This window comes from Plantactinospora sp. WMMB334, from assembly GCF_049179095.1.
Lineage (GTDB): Bacteria > Actinomycetota > Actinomycetes > Mycobacteriales > Micromonosporaceae > Plantactinospora.
In genome coordinates this window covers 7,297,442-7,320,752 of the sequence record NZ_JBMHME010000002.1, presented here as the reverse complement: position 1 = coordinate 7,320,752, position 23,311 = coordinate 7,297,442, and the positions used below count along the sequence as shown (strand labels likewise).

The following is a 23,311-nucleotide window of genomic DNA, read 5'->3' as shown; positions in this document are numbered from 1 at the left end:
CGACAGTCATTGCGGCGATATGACCGGTTGTCGCGTTATCTCTATCGATCGCCGTATTGCCGCCACCCGGCGGGGGTCACCTGACGCTGCCGGCCAGTGGGAAGGTGACGCCGGTGAGCCGCTCGGAAACCGTCCACAGGCGGCGCGCGAGGTCGCCGTCGCGAGCGCTCGCCGACCGGCCGACGAGCGTGGGTGTGCCGCGCGTCTGCAGGAGGCCGCGTGGGCCGGCGTAGCTGTTGCCCGGGATGTCGGCCACCGCCGCGTAGAGGGTCGGCAGCGCGCCGTCGTCGTCGCTCTGGGCGAGCAGGCGCACCATCCTCCGCTGGATGGCCTCGATCCGGGGCCGCCTGCCGGGCGGGCGCAGGAGGTTGGTGGACGCCAGGCCGGGATGCGCGGCGGTGGCGAGGACGGGCGAGCCGACCTCGGTGAGCCGGCGTTGCAGCTCGGCGGTGAACAGCAGGTTGGCGAGCTTCGACTGCCCGTACGCCGCCATCGCCCGGTATGGCCGGCGCTCCCAGTTGAGATCGTCGAAGTCGATCGAGCCCATCGCGTGGGCGCCGGAGGAGACGGTCACCACCCGCTGCCTGATCCGTGGCAGGAGCAGATTGGTCAACGCGAAGTGCCCGAGGTGGTTGGTGCCGAACTGCAGCTCGAAGCCGTCGGCGGTGCGGCCCAGCGGCGGGATCATCAGGCCGGCGTTGTTGACGAGCACGTCGACGGGCTCGTCCAGCCCGTCGGCGAACTCGCGTACCGAGGCGAGGTCGGCGAGGTCGAGCCGGCGCACCTCGGTGTCCCCGGCCATCGTCGTGGCGGCCTCGCGGCCCTTGTCGATGTCCCGCACCGCCAGCACGACGCGTGCTCCCCGCACGGCGAGCGCACGGGCGGCGGCCCGGCCGATGCCGCTGTTCGCACCGGTGACGACGACGGTGCGGCCCGTCATGGTGGGTATGTCCGCCAAGGAGAATGCAACCATGAGTACCAATGTAGGCGCCGACAACAATGTCGTCAACGGCAACACAGGTTCGGTAGAATCCGGTCGTGCCCGAAGCCCACCAGCGGCCCTACCACCACGGACAACTCCGGTCGGCCCTGCTCGCCGCCGCCGAACGCAGCCTGCGCGCGCACGGCGAGGAGCAACTCTCCCTGCGCGAACTGGCCCGGGAGATCGGCGTCAGCCACGCCGCGCCACGGCGCCACTTCCCGGACCGGCAGGCCCTGCTGGACGCCTTGGCCGAGGCGGGCTTCGAGCGGCTGCACACGCAACTGCGCGCGGCGTACACCGAGGCGGGGGACGGCTTCCTGGCGCGCCTGCGGGCCACCGTGGCGGCGTACATCCGGTTCGCCACCGAGGACGCGGCACTGCTCGAACTGATGTTCACCAGCAAGCACCGACCGGGCGCCGACCGGCTGGTGGCGGCGGCCGACCCGGCGTTCGACCTGATGTACGACCTGATCAAGCAGGGGCAGGCGGCCGGGGAACTCGTCGAGGGGGACCCCGAACGGGTGGGGATCGTGCTCTTCGCCACGATGCAGGGCATCGCCACGCTGACGAACGGCGACATGGTCAGACCAGAGCTGCTCGACGGCCTCGTGGAGACCGCAGTCGAGCAGTTCGTACGCGGAGCACGCCCGGCCTGACGGCAGAGACGGGACGCCGGCCTCCTCGGCCCTCGCCGTCACCGTTGCCGTCGGCGACCACCTACGCCGATCCGGGACAGGGGACCGAGCACGTCCCGCCACAGCCCTCGTGTCAGGGCCCGGTGTCGGGCGGTCCCGCCACGCGGCATCAACTGGTCGGCCCACATCCTGATCATGCCCGTCCAGCCGAGGGCCACGCCCCCGGCCGTCGCCACGGCTGCGACAGCGAGCAACGCAACAGTCAGCGGCGGGAGACGAACAAGCGCCGAGGCAAGGACAACAGACCGAAAAAGAGCCCAACGGCCAGACAGCGGTACGCCCAGACCAGTCGTGCATCCCGGAGTCAGGCCCGCCGCAAAACTCGGATGCGGATGACGCCTACTCAGCCGTAGAACACACGAGTGACTTCTCACCTCTTCGCGGTCTGTCTCCTCGCGCGCCAACCGCTGCGACTCGCACGGTTCTGGTCCGGGCTGCTGGGCCGGGAGCAGTCCGACGGCGCCACGCTGCTGCCCGACAACGACACCGGGTTCCGGATCCGCTTCGTGCCGACCGACGAGCCGAAGGTCGGCCAGAACCGTGCGCACTTCGAGCTGACGAGCGCCTCCCTGGATGACCAGCAGCGGACGGTGGCCAGGGCGCTGGAGCTCGGCGCAGCGCACGTCGACGTGGGGCAGCGCCCGGAGGAGGGTCACGTGGTGCTCGCCGACCCCGAGGGCAACGAGTTCTGCGTCATCGAGCCGGGAAACACGTTCCTGGCCGGGTGCGGGTTCGTCGGGGCACTCTCCTGCGACGGCACGCAGGAGGTCGGATACTTCTGGAGCAGGGCGCTGCAGTGGCCGCTGGTCTGGGACCAGGACCAGGAGACCGCGATCCAGTCGCCGAAGGGCGGCCCGAAAATCGCGTGGGGTGGTCCACCGCTGATGCCGAAGACCGGCAGAGATCGAGTGCATTTCCACCTCGTACCGGATGTTGGCGCCGATCAGCAGGCAGAGGTTGAGCGGCTGGTCTCCCTCGGCGCGACACGCATCGACACCGCCCGCGGCGAACCCGGCTCCGTGGCGCTCGCCGACCCCGACGGCAACGAGTTCTGGGTACTGCCGCCCCGATAGCCTGCCCACACGCACGGACTGATCGAGGCGGCGATTGCCGCCATTCAGTCGTCTCCGACCGGAGACTCACGGCACGAGGAGATCCATGAACGCTTCCTTCAACTCCCATCGCATGCTCGTCTGGACCGCGCCCGTGGCGCTCGCGCTGACCGCGCTCGCCCCGGCCCTGCCCGCCCAGGCCACTGCCACGACCCGCTCCTCCCATCACCGGCCGCTTCTTCGGTGAGACCGAAGAGGACTTTCTCGTCTACTACCCGGGCGGGGTCCACGCCGGCGGCGGCCTGGTCATCAGGGGCGCCGGCGACGGCACGATGCCCAACCCATACGGCAGCGGCACCGTGGCGGTCATCTCCCGGGATCGGCTCCTGGACGCCAACGGCAACTCGCCGCTGACGCTGGTCAACGGATACGTCGCTGATGGACTCGACAACGGCCTTCCAGACCTGATTGGCATCTCCGGTGACGCCACCAACGGGTACCGCCTCGACTACCACCCCAACTGGGGCATCCCAGGCGGTTACTTCGGCACCACCACGCTGACCAACCCCACCCCGACGGGCGGCTACGACTGGCAGGACTGGAGCATCGCCAGCACGGAGATCGCGTCCGGCCTCGCGCTCTTCCTACGCAACGCCACCACCGGCGACCTGTACCTGTGGACCGGGGTCACCATGCTCGACAACGGCGACGGCACCGGCACGCTGACACACATTCAGTACCGGGTAGCAGCGAACTGGAACACCGGCGTCACGATCAGCACGCTGTGGGCCGCCGACATCAACACCGACGGCACGCCGGACCTGTGGACCGTGCTGCCGAACGGCACCTACCGGGCGTACCTGATCTCCGGCCTGTCCGCCGACGGCACCGCGACGGTGACCACCACCCGGGCCAAGCAGCTCGCCTGACCTGCTGGGGGCGTGCCACCACCCGGCGGCGCGCCCCAGCCATCACCGTCGAGGAACCGCTGATTGGTCCGCCAGGCGGCCTCACGTGCGCGATAGTGATAGGGAAAGCCCTGGTCGGCCTCCCGCCTGACCTGACCGGGATTTTCCTGGAGCGGGTGACGGGAATCGAACCCGCGCTGTCAGCTCGGGAATCGCCGAAGATCCGCCGTCGCAGGGCCTCGGCACCTGGTCACGGCTGATCCCAGCGGCCTGGACTGGTCCTGATTGTCCTGCCCGAATGGCACGACCGGGTCCGCTCGCCCCTACTTGAACGGTAGAGGACGGATTCGGAGCCGCTCATCGGTCAGAACCACGAACGCACCCTTCGCCAGATCGTCCGCAACCTCGGGGATGTTCGCAACGAGGATCGACGCCAAGGACGCCGCCGATCGATCGGAGCGCCGGAACAGGACCACGCTGGGCGTGCCCTCCCCGGACCGGGCCAGGATCTCGCCGAAGTCCGTGTCGGCGGAGAGCAGGATCCGTCCGTCACCGACCGCCTTGCCAAGCACCCGCTCGTCCGGCTCTCCGGCCAGACCGCAGTCAACGACATGAATGGCGTCGTGCCCGGCCGCCACGAGGAGGGCAGCGACCCTGATCGACAGACACTCGTCGACCAGGAACCTCATGCGGACAGCTTCAACGGCAGTTCTCGCTCGTCGACCGCCCGTGCGGCGAAGCGCAGAGCCGCCAGAACGTCGTCCTTGGTCAAGGTGGGGTGCTCCTCGACCACCTCACTGACGCTGTAGCCCTGGCCCAGCAGCCCGATCACTGTCGCCACGGGGATGCGGGTCCCGGCGACACACGGCACGCCACCCATGATCCGATGGTCGATGGAGATCCTGTCGTTCATACACCCATGATGTCCTGTCCACGGGGCCGCTCGCCAGTAACAGGCGCTCGACAGGCCAGCAGTGCGAGGATCGACGGAGCCCGACGCCAGGTGCCTCCACCGACCCGGCTCCCGGATTCCGTCGGAACAAGGCAGGCGCACGGCTGCCTTGAAGGTCAAAAATGACAAGGGCCCGGTATCGGAGAATCGACTTTACAGTTGAGCCCTTGTCGGTGGAGCGGGTGACGGGAATCGAACCCGCACTGTCAGCTTGGGAAGCTGATGTTCTGCCATTGAACTACACCCGCGAGCGGACCCCACTGTACCTGGTCGGATCCGATCATGCACTCACCCTCCCCGCCTACGCCCACGGCTGCCCTGTCACCCGGTCGGAGCGGGTCGGGGACCACGCCGTGCCGCTTCGTTTGCAACAGGGACAACGACAGGTAACGTCCGCCCCACCTGCAACTATGGCTCTGCGTTATCGCGGCGCCACTCTGTGAAGGCAAAGGGTGAGGCAATGGCGTTCCGTGGACTGCGATGGTCGTCGCGTTCGACCGGCGTGGCGAGTGTCTTTCTCGTCCTGCTGCTCGGACCCGGTCCGGTGGTGGCGGCGCCGCTCGGGTCGGCCGGGGCCGTGGACCCGGGATGCGCCGGCAACACCGCCGGTCATCCGCACGCGAACGCGCACGCGAAGGCGAGGCCCGGTGCCCCGCACGCGGCCGAGCCGAACGAGCTGACCGCGGCCGAGGCGGCCGAGCAGGACCGGGCGGTCGACTCGGCGTACGCCCGGCGGGTCGGTGTCGCACCGCTCGGCGTACCGCACGGGAAGGTCGGGATCAGCATCGACGTGGTGTTCCACGTCATCGCCGAGCGGCGCACCCGGGCCGACGGCGACATCCCGCTGGCGCTGATCGAGGCACAGCTCAAGGTGCTGAACGACTCGTTCGGCGGGCGCACCGGCGGCGCCTGGACACCGTTCCGGTTCAAGCTCAGGCAGGTCAACCGGGTCGTCAATCCGGCCTGGTATCCGATCGTGCCGGAGAGCCCGGCCGAGGCGCAGATGAAGCGGGCGCTGCGGGTCGGCGGCAAGCACACCCTGAACGTCTACACCGGACTGCTGGACGAGGAACTGCTCGGCTGGGCCACCTTTCCGAAGCAGGACCTCGACCCGTACGACGGGGTGGTGGTGCTCGGCGAGTCGCTGCCGGGCGGGACGGCCACGCCCTACAACGCTGGGGACACCGCCACGCACGAGGTGGGGCACTGGCTGAACCTCTACCACACCTTCCAGGATGGCTGCGACGGCCAGGGCGACCAGGTGGTCGACACCGCCGCCGAGGCGGAGCCCGCCTTCGGCTGCCCGGAGCGGCGCGACTCCTGCCCCGCCAGATCCGGCCTCGACCCGATCCACAATTTCATGGACTATTCGGTCGACGCGTGCATGTACGAGTTCACGTACGGCCAGGTGTTCCGGATGCTCAAGGCGTGGAAGGCGTTCCGGGAGCCGTAGGCGGCGGGACGGGACGGGTCAGGGGGTCGGGACCGGCTCGGATTCGGCGGTGCGGCGACGGCCGCGCCGCCGTGCCGCGGTGGCGGTGCCTTCGGCAGCGGGGCCGGTGAGGGCACCGGCCGGGTCGAGCCAGACCTGCACCGCGGGTCGTTCGGAGCGCTCACCGGCGAGCGGGGTGGCGCCGTTGCTGCCGTGCCGGGCCACCATCGCCACGTCGACGGTGAACTCGAAGAGCCGCCAGTCGACCTGGGGCGCGGCCCGCAGGTTGCCGGCGAGCTGCTCCACCCGGGCCCGGTCGGTCACCGGTCGGGCCCGGCCGGCGACGTACGCCTCGTCGTCGCTGTCTTCGGGCGGGAACGAGTGCAGGGCGTAGCGCCCGTCACGCTCCAGGTCGCGCCGCTTCGGGGAGTCGACGACGAAGCAGAAGAGCCCCTCGTCGGTGATGACCGGCGAGACCGGGTGCACCCGCGGCCCACCGTCGGCGCGCACGGTCGCGAGGTAGCCGAGACCCGGCCCGTACTGCTGGATGAGGACGCGGATCGCGTCGGCGAGGCGGGGCTCGTCGGAGGCGAATTCGGACCAGGATGCCATGCGGACATTCTATCGAACACATGTTCGATCACCTACCCCGGACCGGGCCCGAACCGGACCGGACCCGACCCTGATCCCACCCTTGCGCGAGGTCGCGGCCGGTGAGCTTCCCGCCACTCGCTAAGGTGGCACGGTGCTGCTCTCCGACCACGACCTGGTGATCGAGATCAAGGCGGGACGGCTCGGGCTGGAGCCGTTCGAACCCGCGCTGGTGCAGCCGTCCAGCATCGACGTACGCCTGGACCGGCTCTTCCGGGTCTTCAACAACCACCTCTACACGCACATCGACCCGGCCGCGCAGCAGGACGACCTGACCTCGCTGGTCGAGGTGCCGGACGGCGAACCGTTCGTGCTGCACCCGGGCGAGTTCGTGCTCGCCTCCACCCTGGAGGTGATCTCCGTCGGCGACCATCTCGCCGCGCGCCTGGAGGGCAAGTCCAGCCTGGGCCGGCTCGGCCTGCTCACCCACTCGACCGCGGGCTTCATCGACCCCGGGTTCTCCGGCCACGTGACCCTGGAGCTGTCGAACGTGGCGAACCTGCCGATCCGGCTCTGGCCGGGGATGAAGATCGGTCAACTCTGCATCTTCCGGCTCTCCTCGCCCTCCGCCCATCCGTACGGGTCCGCCGTCTACGGCTCCCGCTACCAGGGGCAGCGCGGCCCCACCCCGAGCCGCTCCTGGCAGAACTGGCGCACCTGGCCGACCCGCTGAGGCCGGCCCGGCGCGGCTGGACGCGAACGGAACGGGAACGACACGGCAGAGCCCCCGTCGCGGGTGCGACGGGGGCTCTGCCGTAGGAACGGTCGGGTGACTCAGCCGGGTCTGCCGAAGCTGTGGATCTGGCCGTCGTCCATCCGCTTCATCTTGATCGGTTCACCGGCCCGGGAGGCGTGCACGATCCAGCCGTCGCCGACGTACATGCCGACGTGGCTGAGGTCGGCGTAGTAGAAGACCAGGTCGCCGGGGCGCAGCGCGGAGCGGCTGATCCGGGACGTCTGCCCGCGTTGCGCACGGGCGTTGTGCGGCAGCGACACACCGCCCTGCCGCCAGGCGGCGAGGGTCAGGCCGGAGCAGTCGTACGCCCCGGGGCCTGCCGCGCCCCAGCTGTACGGCTTGCCGATCTGGGCGCAGGCGAACTTGACCGCCTTGCCGGCCCCGCCACCCGGGTAGGTCGACGGGCAGGGTGCGGGCCGCAGCGGACCGGCGGAGCCGTTCCCGTACGCCTTGATCCGCAGCTCCTGGAGCTTGTCGATCTCGGCGTCGATCTCCTTCTTCTTCGCCGCCAGCTCCTTCTCGGTCTTGGTGAGCTGGCTGACGAGCCGGTCCAGCGGAGCCTTCTGGGCGGCCAACTTGTTCTTGAGGTCGACGACCGCCTGCACCTCGCGCTGCTGCTGCCGGGCGAACTGGTCGAGCACCGAGAGCTGGCCGACGAGCGCGGCCGGGGACTTGTTGCTGAGCAGCGCGTTGAAGGTCGAGGCCTTGTCGCCCTTGTACGCCTGCACGGCGAAGTCGCTGACCCGGTCCATCGCGGCGTCGATCCGCGACTGGAGCGGGGCGATCTTCTTCTGCAGGGCGGCGGCCTGCTTCTTCTTCGCGGTCAGGTCCTGGCGGGTGGAGTTGTGCTTCTCGATGACCGGCTCCAGCTTGCGCCAGGCGACGTCGATCTGCTCTTCGATCTCGGCCACCGACGGCTCGGCGAGCGCCGGCGTCGTGCCGGTGAAGAGCACGGCGGCGCTGGCGAGCACGGTGAGTGCGATGGCGAGAATGGACCTTCGAGTGTGCGGCTTCGCCGTCCCGGCTCCGGCGCGAGATGCCGGCCGGAGGGATGGCGACCGCGGTGGGGCAGGGGGAGCCACCGGGGTCCGTACTCCTTCTTCCGTAGCCCGCCTACCGGGTTAGCTGACGGGTTCGGGCGGGAAGATTGTCGCCCTTCCGCGTGCGACGCGGATTCACCCCATGGTGCCCGGGTCCCCGGCTCGCTCTCTGTGACGATTCGGCGGTGTCGAACCGTCGCCGCCCGGGCTGGGCGACCTGCCGTCGGTTCGACGGTCCCCAACCTTAGAGAAGGGTGTTATCCAAACGCAACCCACGATCCGGATCGATTCGTTTCGTGTCAGACCGGTCGCGGATGGTGCGGACCGCTGGAACCTCCCGAACACTCTCGGTATGGATGAAAACTTTCTACATAGTGATGACCTTGCTCGGCATGTATTGACCGCCGGCGGGTGTCGGGTGGAGGGTGATCATCAAGCCCACCCCCGGCTCTGGGAGGTTCCATGCGTCGCACCACAACAGCACTGAGCAGGAAAATCGCGCTCAGCACCGCCGTGGCCGGCGTCGCCGCGCTGCTGCCGGCCGGCACCGCGCCCGCCACCGCCGCACCGCCGGAGGACCGGCAACGGGAGTACGCCGCCGCGGCCGCCGAGTTCGGCGTACCGGAGAGCGTGCTGCTCGGCGTCTCCTATCTGGAGTCCCGCTGGGACACGAACGCCGGCACGCCGAGCACCAGCGGCGGGTACGGCCCGATGCACCTCACCGACGTCGCCGGGCTGGCCGGCGGACCGGCGGAACATCCCGAGCACGGCGAGGACCGGCGCGGCGACCCGGCCCGCCCCGCCCGCCCGGCAAGCACCCCGGCCCGGCCGGCCAGCACGGCCACCGGGCCGCGCGTCGGCGGGAGCGGTGCCGCGCCGCCCGGCGGGCAGACCCTGGACTCCGCCGCCGCGCTGACCGAGGTCGACCGGGCGAGGCTGCGCGCCGAACCGGAGGCGAACATCCGGGGCGGGGCGGCGCTGCTGGCGTCGTACCAGACATCGCTGGCCGGGCCGACGGGGCGGGCCAGCGACCCGGCGGCCTGGTACGGCGCGGTGGCCCGGTACGCCGGCAGCGACCACGCGGACGCCGCGGCGGCCTTCGCCGACGAGGTGTACCGGACCATCGCCGACGGCGCCACCCGGACCACCGACGACGGCCACCGGATCAGCCTCCCCGCCCGGCCCGGGACCGTCCCGCAGCGCTCCTGGCTGGACCGGCTCGGCCTGCCCGGCCGGCCCCGCCCGGACGGGCTGGAGTGCCCGCGCGGCATCTCCTGCGAGTGGATCCCGGCCCCCTACGAGGCGTTCGGGGACGGCGACTACGGCAACCACGACCTCTCCGACCGGCCGGCCCGGCAGAAGGTCGAATACATCGTCATCCACGACACCGAGGGCAGCTACGACACCACGCTGCGGCTCGTCCAGGATCCCACCTACGTGAGCTGGCACTACACGCTCCGCTCCGCCGACGGGCACATCGCGCAGCACGTCAGGGGCGCCGACGTCGCCTGGCACGCCGGCAACTGGTACGTCAACGCGAAGGCGATCGGCCTCGAACACGAGGGCTTCGCCGCCCAGGGCACCTGGTACACCGAGGCGATGTACCGGACCTCGGCCAAGCTGGTCCGCTACCTCGCCGACCGCTACGACATCCCGCTCGACCGCGACCACATCATCGGGCACGACAACGTCCCCGGCATCCTGCCGGCGAACGTGCGCGGCATGCACTGGGACCCGGGCCCGTACTGGGACTGGTCGCACTACTTCGACCTGCTCCGGGCGCCGTTCCGGGGCATCGGCATCCCCGCCGCCGGCCTGGTCACCATCGACCCGGACTTCGCCACCAACCGGCCGGCCTTCACCGGCTGCGAGACGACCGGCGTGCCGTGCCCGGCCCGGGGCTCGTCGTCGGTGATCCTGCGCGCCGCACCAGCCGCCGACGCACCGCTCGTCAACGACCTCGGGCTGCGCCCGGACGGCACCCCGAACACGATGCACATCTCCGACCACGGGGCGCGGGCCTCCGCCGGGCAGACCTACGCGCTCGCCGGCCGGCAGGGCGACTGGACCGCGATCTGGTATCTCGGACAGAGGGCCTGGTTCCACAACCCGAGGGGCAACCCCACGGCCAGGTGGTCGGTCGGGCTGGTCGCGACGCCGAAGCCGGGCCGGGAGACGATTCCGGTGTACGGCAGGGCGTACCCGGAGGCGGACGCCTATCCGGCCGGCGTGCCGGTGCAGGCGGTCACGCCACTGCAGTACACCCTCGCCGCCGGGCAGCGCTACGCCGTCGGCAACGTGCTGCCCAGCGAGTACTACCGGGCCAGCACCTTCGACGGCTCGTCACCCGGTGACTGGACGGTGATCCGGGGCGACCTGCGGTATGTCCAGATCCAGTTCGGCCACCGGATCATGTTCGTCAACGCCGACGACGTGCTGCTGCTCCCGTCGCCGATCGGCGCACCGCGCTGACCGGCCGCGCCGCTCGCCGGGCGCGCTGAGCCGGCCGCGCCGGCCTGGGCCGCAGCTCAGGCCGGCGCTCCGGCGCGGTCGGTACCACTGAGGTCGGCGCCACCACGGTCGGCGCCACCACGGTCGGCGCCACCACGGTCGGCGCCACCACGGTCGGCGCCACCGCCCCCGGGGCCGCTGCGGCCGGTGCCGGCGCGATCGGTGCCGGCGCGATCGGTGGTCGTGCCGACGACGGCGGTGAGCACGTCGTCCAGGGTGACCACCCCGATCGGCACCCGCCCGTCGCTGACGAGCATCATGTGCCGGCGTTCCCGGCGCATCGACAGCAGCAGGTCTGCCAGGCTGCGGTCCGGCGGGACCACCGCCAGCGGCCGGAACAGCTCCGGCGGCACCGGCGCCCGGCGGGCCGTTCCCTCGTACCCGATGATGTCCTTGACGTGCACGAAGCCCAGCACCCGGCGGGTCGCCCGCTGCACCACCGGGAAGCGGGACCGGCCGGTCCGGGTCGCCAGCACCTCCAGCGAGGCCGGCGAGACGTCCTCGGCGACGGTGGTGACCGCCGCCCAGGGCCGCAGCGCGTCCCCGGCGGTACGGCGGTGCAGCGCCAGCGCGCCGGTGATCCGGGCGTGCTCCTCCGAGCCGAGCAACCCCTCGGTACGCGCCTGCGAGACCAGCCCGGCCAGCTCCTCGGCGGTGAAGACCGTCTTCACCGCGTCGGCGGCCTCGACCCGCCACAGCCGCAGGATCCGCGCGGAGGTCCACTTCATCGCCAGCAGCAACGGCTTGGTCGCCACGCAGAACGCCAGCATCGCCGGCCCGAGCCAGAGCGCCGCCGGCTCCGGGCCGGCCAGGGTGATGTTCTTCGGCACCATCTCGCCGATCACGGTGTGCAGGAAGACGACCACGCCGAGCGCGGTGACGAAGGCGACCGGGTGCAGCACCCGGTCCGGCAGCCCCAGCGCGTGGAACGGCTCCTCCAGCAGGTGGGCCAGAGCCGGCTCGGCGATGGCGCCGAGACCGAGCGAGCAGATGGTGATGCCGAGCTGGGCGCCGGCGACCATCAGCGGGATCTGGTTCATCGCCGACAGCGCCCAGCGGGCCCGCCGGGAGCCGGCCCCGGAGCCGGACTGGGCGCCGGTGGCCAGCGGCTCGATCACGGTACGCCGGGAGGCGATCAACGCGAACTCGCTGCCCACGAAGAAGGCGTTGCCGAGCAGCAGCCCGAGGGTGACCAGTACGTTGATCATTCGTCGGCCTCCTCGGGCCGGACGATCCGGACCTGCTCGATCCGGTGCCGGACCACCTCGACCACGGTGAACTCGAAGCCCTGCTCCTCGACGGTCTCGCTGGCCGACGGGATGTGGCCGAGCCGGGCCAGCAGGAACCCGGCAAGCGTCTCGTACGGGCCCTCGGGCAGCCGGAAGCCGGCCTGCTCGACCAGCTCGTCGGCGCGCAGCACCCCGTCGACCAGCACGGCGCGCTCCCGGCCCGGCGCCGTCGGCTCGACCGGGTGTTCGCCGGCCGGCGCTCCGGCACCGTGGTCGGCGTGCACGTCCGCTCCTGCGCCGGCGTCCGCCGTCGCGTGCCCCGCCTGCCGCCCGGCGGGGTCGCCCGGGTCCACCGCCGCGTCCCCGGTGACCGGGTCGAACTCGTCGGCGATCTCCCCGACCAGCTCCTCCACCAGATCTTCCACGGTCACCACGCCGTCGGTGCCGCCGTACTCGTCGACCACGATCGCCAGGTCCGCGCCGGCCGCCCGCAGCGCCGCCAGGACGCCGTCCAGATCCAGGCTCTCCGGCACGTAGACCGGCTCGCGCGCCACCGCGGCCACCGTGGTGACGGCCCGGCGGTCCGGCGGTACGCCCAACGCGTCCGGCACCCCGGCCACTCCGGTGACCAGGTCGACGGTCTCCTCGTACACCGGAAACCGGGTCCGGCCGGTCTGCTGGGCCAGCGCCAGCAGCTCGGCGACGGAGGCGGTGGCCCGCAGCGCGACCACGTCGACCCGGGGGGTCATCGCCTCGGCGGCCCGCTTCTCCGCGAACCGGATCGTCCGGCGCAGCAGCATCGCGGTCTCCCGGGGCAGCGCACCGGCCCGCGCCGAGATCGCCGCCAGCAGGCCGAGTTCCTCGGCTGACCGGGCGCTGGCCAGTTCCTCCTGCGGTTCGACCCCGAGCCGCCGGACCAGCCAGTTCGCCGAGTTGTTCAAGGCCCGGATCAGCCAGCCGAAGATCCGGGAGAAGGCGCGCATCGGCGCGGCGGTGGCCAGCGCGGCAGGCATCGGCCGGGCCAGCGCGGCGTTCTTCGGCACCAGTTCGCCGAAGAGCATGGAGAGGAGGGTGGCCAGGGCGAGGGCGAGCAACGGGGTGACCCGGCCGGTGGCGTCGCCGAGGAGCGGCCGGAGCACCGGAGCGAAGAGTTTCGCCAGGGCCGGCTCGGCGAGATAGCCGGTCAGCAGCGCGGTGATGGTGATGCCGAGTTGCGCCCCGGAGAGCTGGAAGGAGAGCTCCCGCAGCGCCTTGCGGACCGTGCCGGCCCGCCGGTCACCGCCGGCCGCCCTCCGGTCGAGTTCCGCCCGGTCGACGGTGACCAGCGCGAACTCGGCCGCGACGAAGAACGCGTTGCCGGCGGTCAGCAGGGCGAAGGCGGCCAGCGGCAACAGGGTGGTGAGGAGTAGGGCGTCGATGATGCGTTCACCTCGACCGTGGTTGCGTCCCGCCCGTGACTATCGAGCACAGTACGCGGCCCCGGTGTTCCGCGAGGTCCCGTCCACGGCGGATCGGGGGAACCGGTGCCGACCGTGGCACCTTGCGCACGGAGCGTCCGCTGAGCCGCCCATGCCACCCGCGGTCGCCCATGCCACCCGCGGTCGCCCATGCCGCGCGTGGGTCGCCTTATGCCACCCGCGGTCGCCCATGCCACCCGCGGTCGCCCATGCCGCGCGTGGGTCGCCTTATGCCACCCGCGGTCGCCCATGCCACCCGCAGTCGCCTGCGTCAGCCGCCCGCCGAGCCGCCCGCTGAGCCGCCCGCTGGGGTCGTCGGCCTCACCGGCGGAAGCAGCGCCAGCCGAACGGGTCCCGGCCCTGCGGGTTCTCCGCGAACGCGCCGTCGCCGAAGGTGTCCCGGCAGGCCCGGTCCAGGTCGACGGCTCGGGACGAGAGCAGCAGCCGCCGGCACTCCCAGCCGTCGCCCCGGGTCTCCGCCCAGCTCAGGCCGCCGACGTGTTCGTCGCAGTAGCTTTCCATCATCCGCACCAGATCGCTGCGGCCGTCGGGTCCGAGCAGGACGGGCTGCGGAGGCGGTGGGGCAGCCGGCGGGGCCGGTGGGGCCGGGTCGGTGGCCGGGGGCGTACCGGTGGTCGCTGACGGCGCCGGCACCGCCGCGCCCTGTAGCGGTGGCTGCGGCGACGGGGAACCGGTCGGCGGCGTCGGGCGGGTCGTCGCCCGCGGTGTCGGGCTCGGGTCCGGCGCCGTGGGGGACGGGTCGGGCGTACCGCTCGGTGCGGTTCCGTCGGCGGCCGGTCCGGGCTGCGGTGTCGCGATCGGTGGCGACGCCGGCGGATCCGTCACCGCGGTGGGCACGCCGGCCTGCGGCCCGGTCCCGCCGTCCAGGCCCACGGTCCGGAGGAGGTCCGTCCCGAACGGGATGGCGATCAGCAGCAGCCCGACTCCGAGCCCCACCGTCGAGACCAGCCGGAGCCGCCGGCTGGACCGCCTCCGCCGCTCGGCCGCCCCGGCTGCCCGATGTCGCCCGCTGGGCTCCGGCGCCGTCCTGGTTGCCGCGCTCTCCGCCACGGGGCCCCCGCCTCCTCGCGGTCGTGGGGCCGTCGCCGGCCCGCCGTCATCCGGTTGGACCCTGCCGGAGCGATCCAACATCGACATTTACGAGCGAACACAGTATGTGGTTCACCACAGCGACGAAACTGTGGTCCCCGGCCGGCGGTCGGGCGCCGCTCCCCAGGTTCTGTACAGGCGTCCGCGGCTAGCGTCGAATTCATGATCGATACTACGGTTCTGGTCAATCCGGGACACCCGGCAACCCGCCCAGCGGCACTCGCCGCAGAACCTCCGCCGCTGACCGGGATCGCCGAGTGGGCCACCGACCTGATGGAGCGGCTCGGTGCGCCCGGAGCAGGGCTGGCGGTCGCCCTGGAGAACCTCTTCCCGCCACTGCCGAGTGAGATCATCCTGCCACTCGCCGGCTTCGCCGCCAGCCGGGGCGAGATGGGCCTCTGGTCGGCGATCTTCTGGACCACCCTCGGCTCGGTGGTCGGCGCGCTCGCGCTCTACTACGTCGGCGCGCTGCTCGGCCGGGAGCGTACCCGGGCGATCGCCGCCCGGCTGCCGCTGGTCAAGCTCGCCGACGTGGATCGCACCGAGGCCTGGTTCGTCCGGCACGGCGCCGTGACGGTCTTCGCCGGCCGGATGATCCCGATCTTCCGCAGCCTGATCTCCATCCCGGCCGGAATCGAGCGGATGCGGATGCTTCCCTTCCTGCTCTGTACCGCCCTCGGCAGCCTGATCTGGAACACCGCCTTCGTGCTGGCCGGCTACCTGCTCGGCGAGAACTGGCACCGGGTCGAGGAGTACGCCGGTCTGGTGCAGAAACTGGTGATCATGGCTGTCGTGATCGCCGTCGGCTGGTTCGTCGTCTCCCGCCTTGTCCGGCACCACCGCCCCCGCAGCCGCCACCGCCACTGACGAAGGTGCAAGGAGGGGGCCCTTCTACAACAGAAAACGATAAGAAGGGGCCCTTCCTTGCACCTCAGCCGCCGAGGTAGCGGAGCACGGCGAGCACCCGCCGGCTGTACCCGGTGACGTGCACCAGGTCGAGCTTGTCGAAGATGGCGTTCACGTGCTTCTCGACCGCGCTCTGCGAGACGTGCAACGCCTCGGCGATGGCGGCGTTGGTGTGCCCCTGTGCCATGCGGTCCAGCACCGCACGTTCCCGTACGGTCAGCCGGTTCAGCGGGTCGGCGTGGCTGGTCCGGGCCAGCAGTTGGCGTACCACCTCGGGGTCGAAGGCGGCTCCGCCGCCGCCCACCCGGACCAGCGCGTCGAGGAACTCGCCGACCTGGGCCACCCGGTCCTTGAGCAGATACCCGACGCCGCCGCTCTGGCTGGTCAGCAGCTCGACGGCGTAACGCTTCTCGACGTACTGGGAGAGCACCAGGACCCCGACGGCGGGCCAGCGGCGGCGGATCTCCAGGGCGGCGCGCAGCCCCTCGTCGGTGTGGGTCGGCGGCATCCGCACGTCGACGACCACCGCGTCCGGCGGATCCGCCGCGACGGCCGCGACCAGGGCGGTGGCGTTCCCGACCGCGTCGGTCACGTCGTGCCCCTCCTCGGCGAGCAGCCGGACCAGCCCCTCCCGGAGCAGGGTCGAGTCCTCGGCCAGGATCACCCGCACGGCAGCTCCGCGACGACGGTGGTGGGGCCGCCGGCCGGGCTCCGCACCCGGAGCCGGCCGTCGAGTGCGGCGACCCGGCGGGCCAGCCCGGATAGGCCGCCGCCGGCCGGGTCGGCGCCGCCGACACCGTCGTCGTGGACGGTCACCACCAGTCGGTCCTCCCGGAGCGCGACCTCCACGTCGACCCGACCGGCCCGGGCGTGCTTGGCGGCGTTCGTGACCGCCTCGGAGACCACGAAGTACGCGGCGGTCTCGACCGCTCCCACCGGCCGCTCGGGCAGCCGGTAGTCGATCCGGACCGGCACTCCGGCGTGCTCGGCGACCCGGGCCAGCGCGTCGGCGAGCCCGAGGTTGTCCAGCGCGGTCGGATAGACCCGCCAGGCCACCTCGCGAAGGTCGTCGAGGACCCGCCCGGACTCCTCGTGTGCCTGGCGCAGCAACTCGGCCGCCCATGCCGGGTCGCCGGCCCGCCGTGCGCGGCCGACCAGCATGCCCAGGGCCACCAACCGCTGCTGTACGCCGTCGTGCAGATCCCGTTCGATGCGCCTGCGCTCGGCGTCGACCGCCGCCACCACTCCGGCCCGGCTGGCGGCCAGCTCGCTGATCCGACGTTCGAGCACCTCCCGCCCGCTCGGCCCGAGGAACCGCCGGGCCAGCCGGCGGTCCAGCGCGGCGACACCGGTGGCGCCGCGCACCACCAGGAAGAGGCCGACCACTCCGAGGACGAGTTGGCCGAGCAGCGACACGGGGCCGCTCTCGCCGTGCAGCGCCTCCGCGACCCAGACGCCGCCGGAGAGCACACCCCAGCCGAAGAGCAGCAGGACGAAGCCGCCGAGCATCCCGACCGCCCAGCGCAGCGCGAGATAGCGTACGGCTCGTCGCCCGCTGTAGTCGGCCGCGTTCTCGCTGCCCAGGAAGGTGGCGAGCCGCCACCGCTCGACCTCGGTCAACTGGCGGGCTCCGCTCTCGATCCGGTCGACGATCCCGTCCGCCGCGCTGTCGACGATCCCGTCCGCCGCGCTCCGGCCGGGTCTGGGCCGGGTACGAAGCAGCAGCAGGATCGAGCCGAGACCGAGCAGGTAGGTCAGCTCCACCGCTGCGGTCACCGCACCGGCCAGCAGCCCGACCCCGAGCCGGAGCCACCGGCGGGGCGCGCCGGGCATGCCGTCCCGACGGATCTTTTCCGGCTCTGGTGACACCTCTGGAGGCTACCGGTGTGGTTTTCCGCAGCAGGCGGGCTGGGGAGCGCCGCAGCAGGGCGTCGGCGTGCCGGGAGTGGCGCGGGGCAGGGCGTCGGCGTGGCGGGCGTGGCGCGGGGCAGGGCGTCGGCGTGGCGGGCGTGGCGCGGGGCAGGGCGTCGGCGTGGCGGGTGTGGCGCAGCGCGTCGGCGGGTGGCGGTGGAGGTCGGCCCGTGGCGGGCGGGGTCAGCCTGCGGTGGCGGCCGGTTCCGGGTCGGCCGGGTCCGCCGGCCTGACCGAGCGGAGCAGTACGGTCGCCACGTCGACGACCTCGACCTGGTCGCCGGCCTCCTTGCCGTTGACCCCGTCGTTGAGCATCGTCGAGCAGAACGGGCAGCCGACCGCGATCGTCCCGGCCCCGGTCGACATCGCCTCCTCGACCCGGTCGACGTTGATCCGCTTGCCGATCCGCTCCTCCATCCACATCCGGGCACCGCCCGCGCCGCAGCAGAACGAGCGTTCCTGGTTGCGCGGCATCTCGGTGATCCCGCCGGCCGCCGCCGCGCCGAGCACCTCGCGCGGCGGGGTGAAGACCCGGTTGTGCCGGCCGAGATAGCACGGGTCGTGGTAGGTGAGGTCGCCCTGCACCGGCTGGACCGGGGTGAGCCGACCCTCGGCGACCAGGTGGGCGAGCAACTGGGTGTGGTGCACGACCTCGAACTGGCCGCCCAGTTCGCCGTACTCGTTGCCGAGGGTGTTGAAGCAGTGCGGGCAGGTGGCGACGATTTTGCGTTTGGCCGGCTCGCGGTCGCCGAACGCCTCGTTCAGGGTCTCCACGTTCTGCTGGGCGAGCATCTGGAAGACGAACTCGTTGCCGATCCGCCGGGCGGGGTCGCCGGTGCAGGTCTCGCCCTCGCCGAGGATGGCGAAGTCGACGCCGGCCTCGTGCAGCAGGGTGGCCACCGCCCGGGTGGTCTTCTTGGCCCGGTCCTCGAAGGCGCCGGCGCAGCCGACCCAGAAGAGGTACTCGAAGTCCTCGGCCTCACCCACCCGGGGCACCTCGAAGTCGAGACCCCTGGTCCAGTCCTCCCGGGTGTTCGGCGGGGCACCCCACGGGTTGCCCTTGTTCTCCAGGTTGCGCAGCATCACGCCGGCCTCGGAGGGGAAGCTCGACTCGATCAGCACCTGGTAGCGCCGCATGTCCACGATGTGGTCGACGTGCTCGATGTCGACCGGGCACTGCTCGACGCAGGCGCCGCAGGTGGTGCAGGACCAGAGCACGTCCGGGTCGATCACGCCCTGTTCCTCTGCGCCACCGATGAGCGGGCGGTTCGCCTCGGCCATCGCCAGCACGTCGACGTGCGCGAGCTGGGCCTCGGTCGCCTTCTCCTCACCGGTGGCGTCCCTGCCGCCGCCGGCCAGCAGGTACGGCGCCTTGGCGTACGCGTGGTCGCGCAGCGAGAGCACCAGCAGCTTCGGCGAGAGTGGCTTGCCGGTGTTCCAGGCCGGGCACTGCGACTGGCACCGGCCGCACTCGGTGCAGGTGGTGAAGTCCAGCAGGCCCTTCCAGGTGAACTGCTCCACCTGGGCCACCCCGAACTGGTCCTTCTCGGGATCCGCCTCCTCGAAGTCGAGCGGCTCGCCGCCGCTCGTCATCGGGCGCAGCGCGCCGAGCCCGGAGCCGGCCCGGCCGGGGTCGCGCTTGAAGAAGATGTTGGGGAAGGCGGCGAAGCGGTGCCAGGCGACACCCATGGTGACGTTCAGTGAGATGACGATCACCCAGGTCATCGAGATGGCGATCTTCACCAGGGCGATGACGCTGGTGCCCGCCTCCCAGTCCGGCAGCAGCCCGCCGACGGCATGGCTGACCGGGGTGGCCCAGGCCGGGAAGTCGAAGTGGTCGGTGGCGACCTTGAAGCCGCGGATCAGGAAACCGCAGATCAGTACGGCCAGCACCACGGCCTCGACGAAGTAGCCCTGCCACATGGTCGAGCCGGTGAACCGGGAGCGGCGGGCCGGGTTGCCCGGCCGGTTACGCAGCCGGATGCCGATCAACACCAGGATTCCGACCGTGCCGAGGATCCCGATCAGTTCGGTGACCAGGCCGTAGCCGATCCAGTGCCCGATCAGCGGCAGTCCGCCGGACGGGGTGACCACCTCGAAGTACGCCTCGAGCACCAGCAGCGAGAGGACGACGAAGGCGACCATCACGAACCAGTGCGCGGCGCCGACCACGCTCCAGCGCAGCATCCGGGTGTGGCCGACCGTCTCGACCAGCATGTTCCGGGCCCGGACGCCCGGGTCGGTGAAGCGCCCCGGATCGGGCTGGCCGACCCGGATCACGGCGGTCATCCGCAGCACCGCGCGCGTCGCCAGCCAGACCGCGACCGCGGTGATGGCGGCGGCGAGGATCGTGGTGACGATCTGGACGCTGCCCATGCTGTTGGCCTCCCCGTCCTGCTGCCTGACCCGTCTCCGCCGGACCGGCGCTACACGAGCCGGGGCGGCGATGTGTTGCAGCCTACGCGGCGAGGTTACTCGGTGGTAACGTGACAATCCTCGCAAGCACGGTCACCCGTCGCCGGCCGAGAGGGCGGGTGGGGGCGGGGTGCGATGCGGTCGCGGTCAGCGCCAGCGGGAGAGCAGGCCCAGCGAACCGACCATCGCGCCGAAGCCGATGGCGAGGTTCCAGTACCGCCAGGAGGCGACGGGGTATTCCATGTCCGACAGGTAGAAGACCACCAGCCAGCCGATCCCGAAGACGATCAGCGCGACCGCCGTGGCCGGCAGCCAGATCGGGCTAGGCTTGCGGGTCGCCGCGGTGGACGTGGGACGGACGTCCGTCGGCGGGGTGTACACCTTCTTCTTACGTACCTGAGACTTTGGCACGGCGCTCTCCTGAGGGGGTGGTGATCCTCGTCCGGCCTGACAACCGGACGCAAGGGCGACGGTCCATGGCCAATAATGTTCGACAGCTAGCGTAGTCGCGAGAACCCGTTCCGGCCACGGACCCCGGCAGTTGGGTACGGAAGGTCGAACGCCCGGATCGCGCGAGTAATTTCCCGCCATTGGGACATAATTATCAAAACGGCATGATCGTAAGGGGGAAGGCTCGATGGAGTACACCTCCGGCGTCGCCTCCTGGCGGAAGGTGCTGCGCCGCGCCGTCGTGGGTCTGCTGCCCCGGCGGTCGGCCGAGCGCCGCCCGGGATGGTCGGTGGGCGTACCCCTGATCGCTCTTGCCGCCGGGCTGCTCTTCACCACCACGGCCACCACCGCCGGCGGCACCTCGCTGCGGGAGGACCGCCGGCCCGAGCTCGCCCAACTGATCGAGGACCGCCGCGAACAGGTGGCCTCCGGTCAGCAGCGGGCCGCCGCGTTGCGTGACCGGGTGGAGAGCCAGACCGAGGCACTCGCCGGCTCCGACGACCGGGTGGCGGCCCAGCGGGACCGGGCCGCGGCCAGCCGGGAGGCCGCCGGCTTCACCGCACTGACCGGCCCCGGGATCACCGTCGAACTCGACGACGCGCCCCAGCAGGGCGACGGCATGGCGACCGGCGATGCCAGCAACGACGACCTGGTGGTGCACCAGGGAGACGTACAGGCCGTCGTCAACGCGCTCTGGGCCGGCGGTGCGGAGGCGATGACCATCATGGGCGTACGCGTCCTCTCCACCAGCGCGGTACGCTGCGTGGGTAACACTCTGCTCCTGCACGGCCAAAACTTCTCACCGCCGTTTCAGATCACCGCCATCGGCGATCCCGCCGCCCTGCAACGAGCGCTCGCCGAATCCGAGGGGGTCCGGTTGTTCAAGAACGCCGTCACCCACTACCAGCTCGGATACCGCGAGGCAGTCGAGCCCAGCGTGACCATGCCGGCGTACGACGGTCCGGGCGGGCTCCGGTCGGCCAAGGTCCCGGGATGAGCCCGGTGCCCGGCGACCCGACGCCTGCCCGCAACGGCCGGCACCGCGCGCCGGACGGCGACGACGCGACCATGTTCATCCCCCGGCTGCCGGAGCCCGAGGAGCCCACGGCGACCGACCCGACGCCGCGACCGGAGCCGACCGAGCCGGCCGGCGGGCGGATGCGGATCGTCGTCGACCACGTCCTGCCGGCACCCGGGCGCGCGGCGCGCCCGCCCGTGGCCGCGTCGCCGGGCACGGAGGACACCATCGGCCTTCCCACCGGCGCCTCCGCACCACGCCCGGCTGCCGGCCAGGCCAACCCGGCTTCCTTCGCACCCGAGCCGCGTCCCTACGGCCACCCCGCCTCGTCCGGCCACACGGCCTCGCCCGGCCACACGGCCTCGCCCGGCCACACGGCCTCGCCCGGCGAGCGCCGGGGCGGGCACCACCCGGCACGCCGCCAGCCCGAGCCGTACCCGCCGGTCGGCTCCGGACGCCTGCCGGTCGAACCGGAGTACCGGACGGCCCGTCCCCCGGCGGACCGGCGGGAGGCGGCCTCCTCCGCCACGTTCCGGGAGCCGGACGGTGGCAGCCGTTGGGAACCAGGTCCCGCCACCGGTCAGAGCGCCTGGGCGGCAGGTCCGCCCGGCAGTGCCGGTCGCGGGCCGTCCGGGCCGACCGGCCCGGCTGCGGAGCCGAACCCCTGGGCATCCGCCACGACCGCCTTCGGCGATCTCCGCCAGAGCCCCGGCGGTACGTCCAGCCACGCACACGGGACCGACCACGCCACCGGGGCCGGCCACACCAACGGGGCCGGCCACACCAACGGGGCCGACCGCGCGAACGGGGCCGGCCACGGGGACTCCCCGACCGCGCTCATGCCGAAGGTCACCTCGCCGGATGCCGAGACCACCGCGCCGATCCCTCCGCGACCGGGCCGTCCCGCCTCGGACGACGCCACCACGGCACTACCGCAGCTCCGCTCCGCCGGCACGCCAAGCCAGGCGGACATCGAGTCCACCACGCTGATCGGGGCGATCCCGCCCCGGCCGGCAGCGATGGACGGCGGGGACGGCGAGACGGGCGGGGAAGACCCGGAGCAGCGTCCACGACGCAGCGAGCGGGTCGTCAGGCTCCGGGCGGAGCAGACCCGGGAGGGCTACCGGAGCGTCTACTCCGAGCTGACCCGGCCGTCGCTCGGTTCCCGGATCAGGACCGCCATCCGGGGCACCGGCGAGCTGCTGATCACGTTCGGCCTGGTCGTCCTGCTCTTCGCGGCGTACGAGGTCTGGGGCAAGTCGACGATCGTCAACGCGCATCAGGACGACCTCGGTCAGCAGTTGGCCCAGCAGTGGGACGAGCCGGATCCGACGGTCGGCCCCACCCCCACCCCCGGCGCCACCGCCACGCCCAAGCCGAGCAAGCCGGTGCAGGGCAAACCGATCGCCGGCCTCTACATCCCCAAGCTGGACAAGCACTGGATCGTGGTGGAGGGGGTGACCCAGAAGGACATCCGGTACGCCCCGGGCCACTACCCGAGCAGCGCACTGCCCGGCCGGGTCGGCAACTTCTCGGTCGCCGGCCACCGTAACCGGGCCACCTTCTGGCGGCTGGACGAGCTCCACAACGGCGACGCGATCGTGGTGGAGTCCAAGGACACCTGGTTCGTCTACCAGGTGTCGCAGACCCGGATCGTCAAGCCGACCCAGGTCGAGGTGGTCGCACCGGTCCCGGGCAAACCGAAGGCGAAGCCGACGACGGCGATGCTGACCCTGACGACCTGCAACCCGAAGTTCGACAACTACCAGCGGCTGATCGTGCACGCCAAGCTGGTGCGCACCGAGCCGAAGGCGGCCGGGGCCGCCCGTCCGGCCGAGCTGGGCGGCTGACCGGCG

General features: G+C 71.9%; 21 protein-coding genes, 1 tRNA gene, 1 pseudogene and 1 riboswitch. Of the genes and pseudogenes, 10 read left to right on the top strand and 13 right to left on the bottom strand.

Translation table 11 applies throughout. From position 1 onward, the window contains the following. Positions 1 to 76: 76 nt before the first annotated feature. Positions 77 to 973: an oxidoreductase gene (locus tag ACN27G_RS31780; protein WP_421496356.1), complete on the bottom strand. Its 897-nt coding sequence runs from the start codon at positions 971 to 973 to the stop codon at positions 77 to 79. Positions 974 to 1,038: 65 nt separating this feature from the next. Between ACN27G_RS31780 and ACN27G_RS31775 the strand changes: the two genes are divergently transcribed. From ACN27G_RS31775 to ACN27G_RS31760, 4 genes are all read left to right on the top strand, one after another. Next, entirely contained in the window at positions 1,039 to 1,638 is a 600-nt protein-coding gene (locus ACN27G_RS31775) for a TetR/AcrR family transcriptional regulator (protein ID WP_421496355.1), read from the top strand. A 401-nt stretch (positions 1,639 to 2,039) separates the two neighbouring features. Next, the gene (locus ACN27G_RS31770) at positions 2,040 to 2,750 is read left to right on the top strand and encodes a VOC family protein (protein WP_421496354.1); all 711 of its coding nucleotides are present in this window, start codon (positions 2,040 to 2,042) and stop codon (positions 2,748 to 2,750) included. A gap of 85 nt (positions 2,751 to 2,835) precedes the next feature. Beyond that, entirely contained in the window at positions 2,836 to 2,976 is a 141-nt protein-coding gene (locus ACN27G_RS31765) for a hypothetical protein (protein WP_421496353.1), read from the top strand. 85 nt (positions 2,977 to 3,061) lie between these two features. Continuing rightward, positions 3,062 to 3,658 (top strand): hypothetical protein, encoded by a 597-nt coding sequence (locus ACN27G_RS31760; protein ID WP_421496352.1) that lies wholly within the window; start codon positions 3,062 to 3,064, stop codon positions 3,656 to 3,658. 302 nt (positions 3,659 to 3,960) lie between these two features. Here the strand turns inward: ACN27G_RS31760 and ACN27G_RS31755 are convergent, their stop codons facing one another. From ACN27G_RS31755 to ACN27G_RS31745, 3 genes are all read right to left on the bottom strand, one after another. Further along, the gene (locus tag ACN27G_RS31755; protein ID WP_421496351.1) at positions 3,961 to 4,326 is read right to left on the bottom strand and encodes a DUF5615 family PIN-like protein; all 366 of its coding nucleotides are present in this window, start codon (positions 4,324 to 4,326) and stop codon (positions 3,961 to 3,963) included. Further along, positions 4,323 to 4,550 (bottom strand): DUF433 domain-containing protein, encoded by a 228-nt coding sequence (locus ACN27G_RS31750; RefSeq protein WP_421496350.1) that lies wholly within the window; start codon positions 4,548 to 4,550, stop codon positions 4,323 to 4,325. The genes ACN27G_RS31755 and ACN27G_RS31750 overlap by 4 nt, the downstream gene beginning before the upstream one ends. Before the next feature lie 213 nt (positions 4,551 to 4,763). Continuing rightward, a tRNA-Gly gene (locus tag ACN27G_RS31745) sits at positions 4,764 to 4,837 on the bottom strand. Positions 4,838 to 5,049: 212 nt separating this feature from the next. Between ACN27G_RS31745 and ACN27G_RS31740 the strand changes: the two genes are divergently transcribed. Continuing rightward, entirely contained in the window at positions 5,050 to 6,042 is a 993-nt protein-coding gene (locus tag ACN27G_RS31740; protein WP_421496349.1) for a zinc metalloprotease, read from the top strand. A gap of 18 nt (positions 6,043 to 6,060) precedes the next feature. Here the strand turns inward: ACN27G_RS31740 and ACN27G_RS31735 are convergent, their stop codons facing one another. Then, positions 6,061 to 6,633: a pyridoxamine 5'-phosphate oxidase family protein gene (locus ACN27G_RS31735; RefSeq protein ID WP_421496348.1), complete on the bottom strand. Its 573-nt coding sequence runs from the start codon at positions 6,631 to 6,633 to the stop codon at positions 6,061 to 6,063. 133 nt (positions 6,634 to 6,766) lie between these two features. On the opposite strand from ACN27G_RS31735, the gene dcd reads away from it, so the two are divergent. Then, positions 6,767 to 7,345 (top strand): dCTP deaminase, encoded by a 579-nt coding sequence (gene dcd / locus ACN27G_RS31730; protein ID WP_421496347.1) that lies wholly within the window; start codon positions 6,767 to 6,769, stop codon positions 7,343 to 7,345. A gap of 101 nt (positions 7,346 to 7,446) precedes the next feature. Here dcd and ACN27G_RS31725 read toward each other — a convergent pair whose 3' ends face one another. Then, positions 7,447 to 8,379 (bottom strand): NlpC/P60 family protein, encoded by a 933-nt coding sequence (locus ACN27G_RS31725; RefSeq protein ID WP_421496346.1) that lies wholly within the window; start codon positions 8,377 to 8,379, stop codon positions 7,447 to 7,449. Between the two features lie 123 nt (positions 8,380 to 8,502). Further along, positions 8,503 to 8,643: riboswitch (cyclic di-AMP (ydaO/yuaA leader) on the bottom strand. A 267-nt stretch (positions 8,644 to 8,910) separates the two neighbouring features. On the opposite strand from ACN27G_RS31725, the gene ACN27G_RS31720 reads away from it, so the two are divergent. Next, positions 8,911 to 10,920, top strand: coding sequence for an N-acetylmuramoyl-L-alanine amidase (locus tag ACN27G_RS31720; RefSeq protein WP_421496345.1), 2,010 nt, complete (start codon positions 8,911 to 8,913; stop codon positions 10,918 to 10,920). A gap of 224 nt (positions 10,921 to 11,144) precedes the next feature. On the opposite strand, the pseudogene ACN27G_RS31715 reads toward ACN27G_RS31720, so the two are convergent. The 3 genes and pseudogenes from ACN27G_RS31715 to ACN27G_RS31705 all read right to left on the bottom strand — a co-directional run. Further along, positions 11,145 to 12,167 (bottom strand): annotated as a pseudogene (locus ACN27G_RS31715) (hemolysin family protein); the annotation flags it as partial. Next, on the bottom strand, positions 12,164 to 13,579 hold the full coding sequence (locus tag ACN27G_RS31710; protein ID WP_421496344.1) for a hemolysin family protein: 1,416 nt from the start codon (positions 13,577 to 13,579) through the stop codon (positions 12,164 to 12,166). The pseudogene ACN27G_RS31715 and the gene ACN27G_RS31710, both read right to left, overlap by 4 nt. Positions 13,580 to 13,966: 387 nt before the next feature. Beyond that, positions 13,967 to 14,716, bottom strand: coding sequence for a hypothetical protein (locus ACN27G_RS31705; protein WP_421496343.1), 750 nt, complete (start codon positions 14,714 to 14,716; stop codon positions 13,967 to 13,969). A 201-nt stretch (positions 14,717 to 14,917) separates the two neighbouring features. On the opposite strand from ACN27G_RS31705, the gene ACN27G_RS31700 reads away from it, so the two are divergent. Then, positions 14,918 to 15,622, top strand: a complete 705-nt coding sequence (locus tag ACN27G_RS31700; protein WP_421496342.1) for a DedA family protein — start codon at positions 14,918 to 14,920, stop codon at positions 15,620 to 15,622. Between the two features lie 64 nt (positions 15,623 to 15,686). On the opposite strand, the gene ACN27G_RS31695 is transcribed toward ACN27G_RS31700, so the two are convergent. The 4 genes from ACN27G_RS31695 to ACN27G_RS31680 all read right to left on the bottom strand — a co-directional run bounded on the left by ACN27G_RS31695 (position 15,687) and on the right by ACN27G_RS31680 (position 20,398). Beyond that, on the bottom strand, positions 15,687 to 16,331 hold the full coding sequence (locus ACN27G_RS31695; RefSeq protein ID WP_421496341.1) for a response regulator: 645 nt from the start codon (positions 16,329 to 16,331) through the stop codon (positions 15,687 to 15,689). Continuing rightward, complete coding sequence (locus tag ACN27G_RS31690; protein WP_421496340.1) at positions 16,322 to 17,530, bottom strand: sensor histidine kinase; 1,209 nt, start codon at positions 17,528 to 17,530, stop codon at positions 16,322 to 16,324. The genes ACN27G_RS31695 and ACN27G_RS31690 overlap by 10 nt, the downstream gene beginning before the upstream one ends. A gap of 225 nt (positions 17,531 to 17,755) precedes the next feature. Then, on the bottom strand, positions 17,756 to 19,948 hold the full coding sequence (locus ACN27G_RS31685; RefSeq protein WP_421496339.1) for a (Fe-S)-binding protein: 2,193 nt from the start codon (positions 19,946 to 19,948) through the stop codon (positions 17,756 to 17,758). 186 nt (positions 19,949 to 20,134) lie between these two features. Next, on the bottom strand, positions 20,135 to 20,398 hold the full coding sequence (locus ACN27G_RS31680; protein ID WP_421496338.1) for a cell division protein CrgA: 264 nt from the start codon (positions 20,396 to 20,398) through the stop codon (positions 20,135 to 20,137). A 226-nt stretch (positions 20,399 to 20,624) separates the two neighbouring features. On the opposite strand from ACN27G_RS31680, the gene ACN27G_RS31675 reads away from it, so the two are divergent. Both ACN27G_RS31675 and ACN27G_RS31670 read left to right on the top strand, forming a co-directional pair. Beyond that, positions 20,625 to 21,434: a DUF881 domain-containing protein gene (locus tag ACN27G_RS31675; protein WP_421496337.1), complete on the top strand. Its 810-nt coding sequence runs from the start codon at positions 20,625 to 20,627 to the stop codon at positions 21,432 to 21,434. Then, positions 21,431 to 23,305 (top strand): class E sortase, encoded by a 1,875-nt coding sequence (locus tag ACN27G_RS31670; protein WP_421496336.1) that lies wholly within the window; start codon positions 21,431 to 21,433, stop codon positions 23,303 to 23,305. Before ACN27G_RS31675 ends, ACN27G_RS31670 begins: the two co-directional genes overlap by 4 nt. Positions 23,306 to 23,311 lie beyond the last annotated feature (6 nt).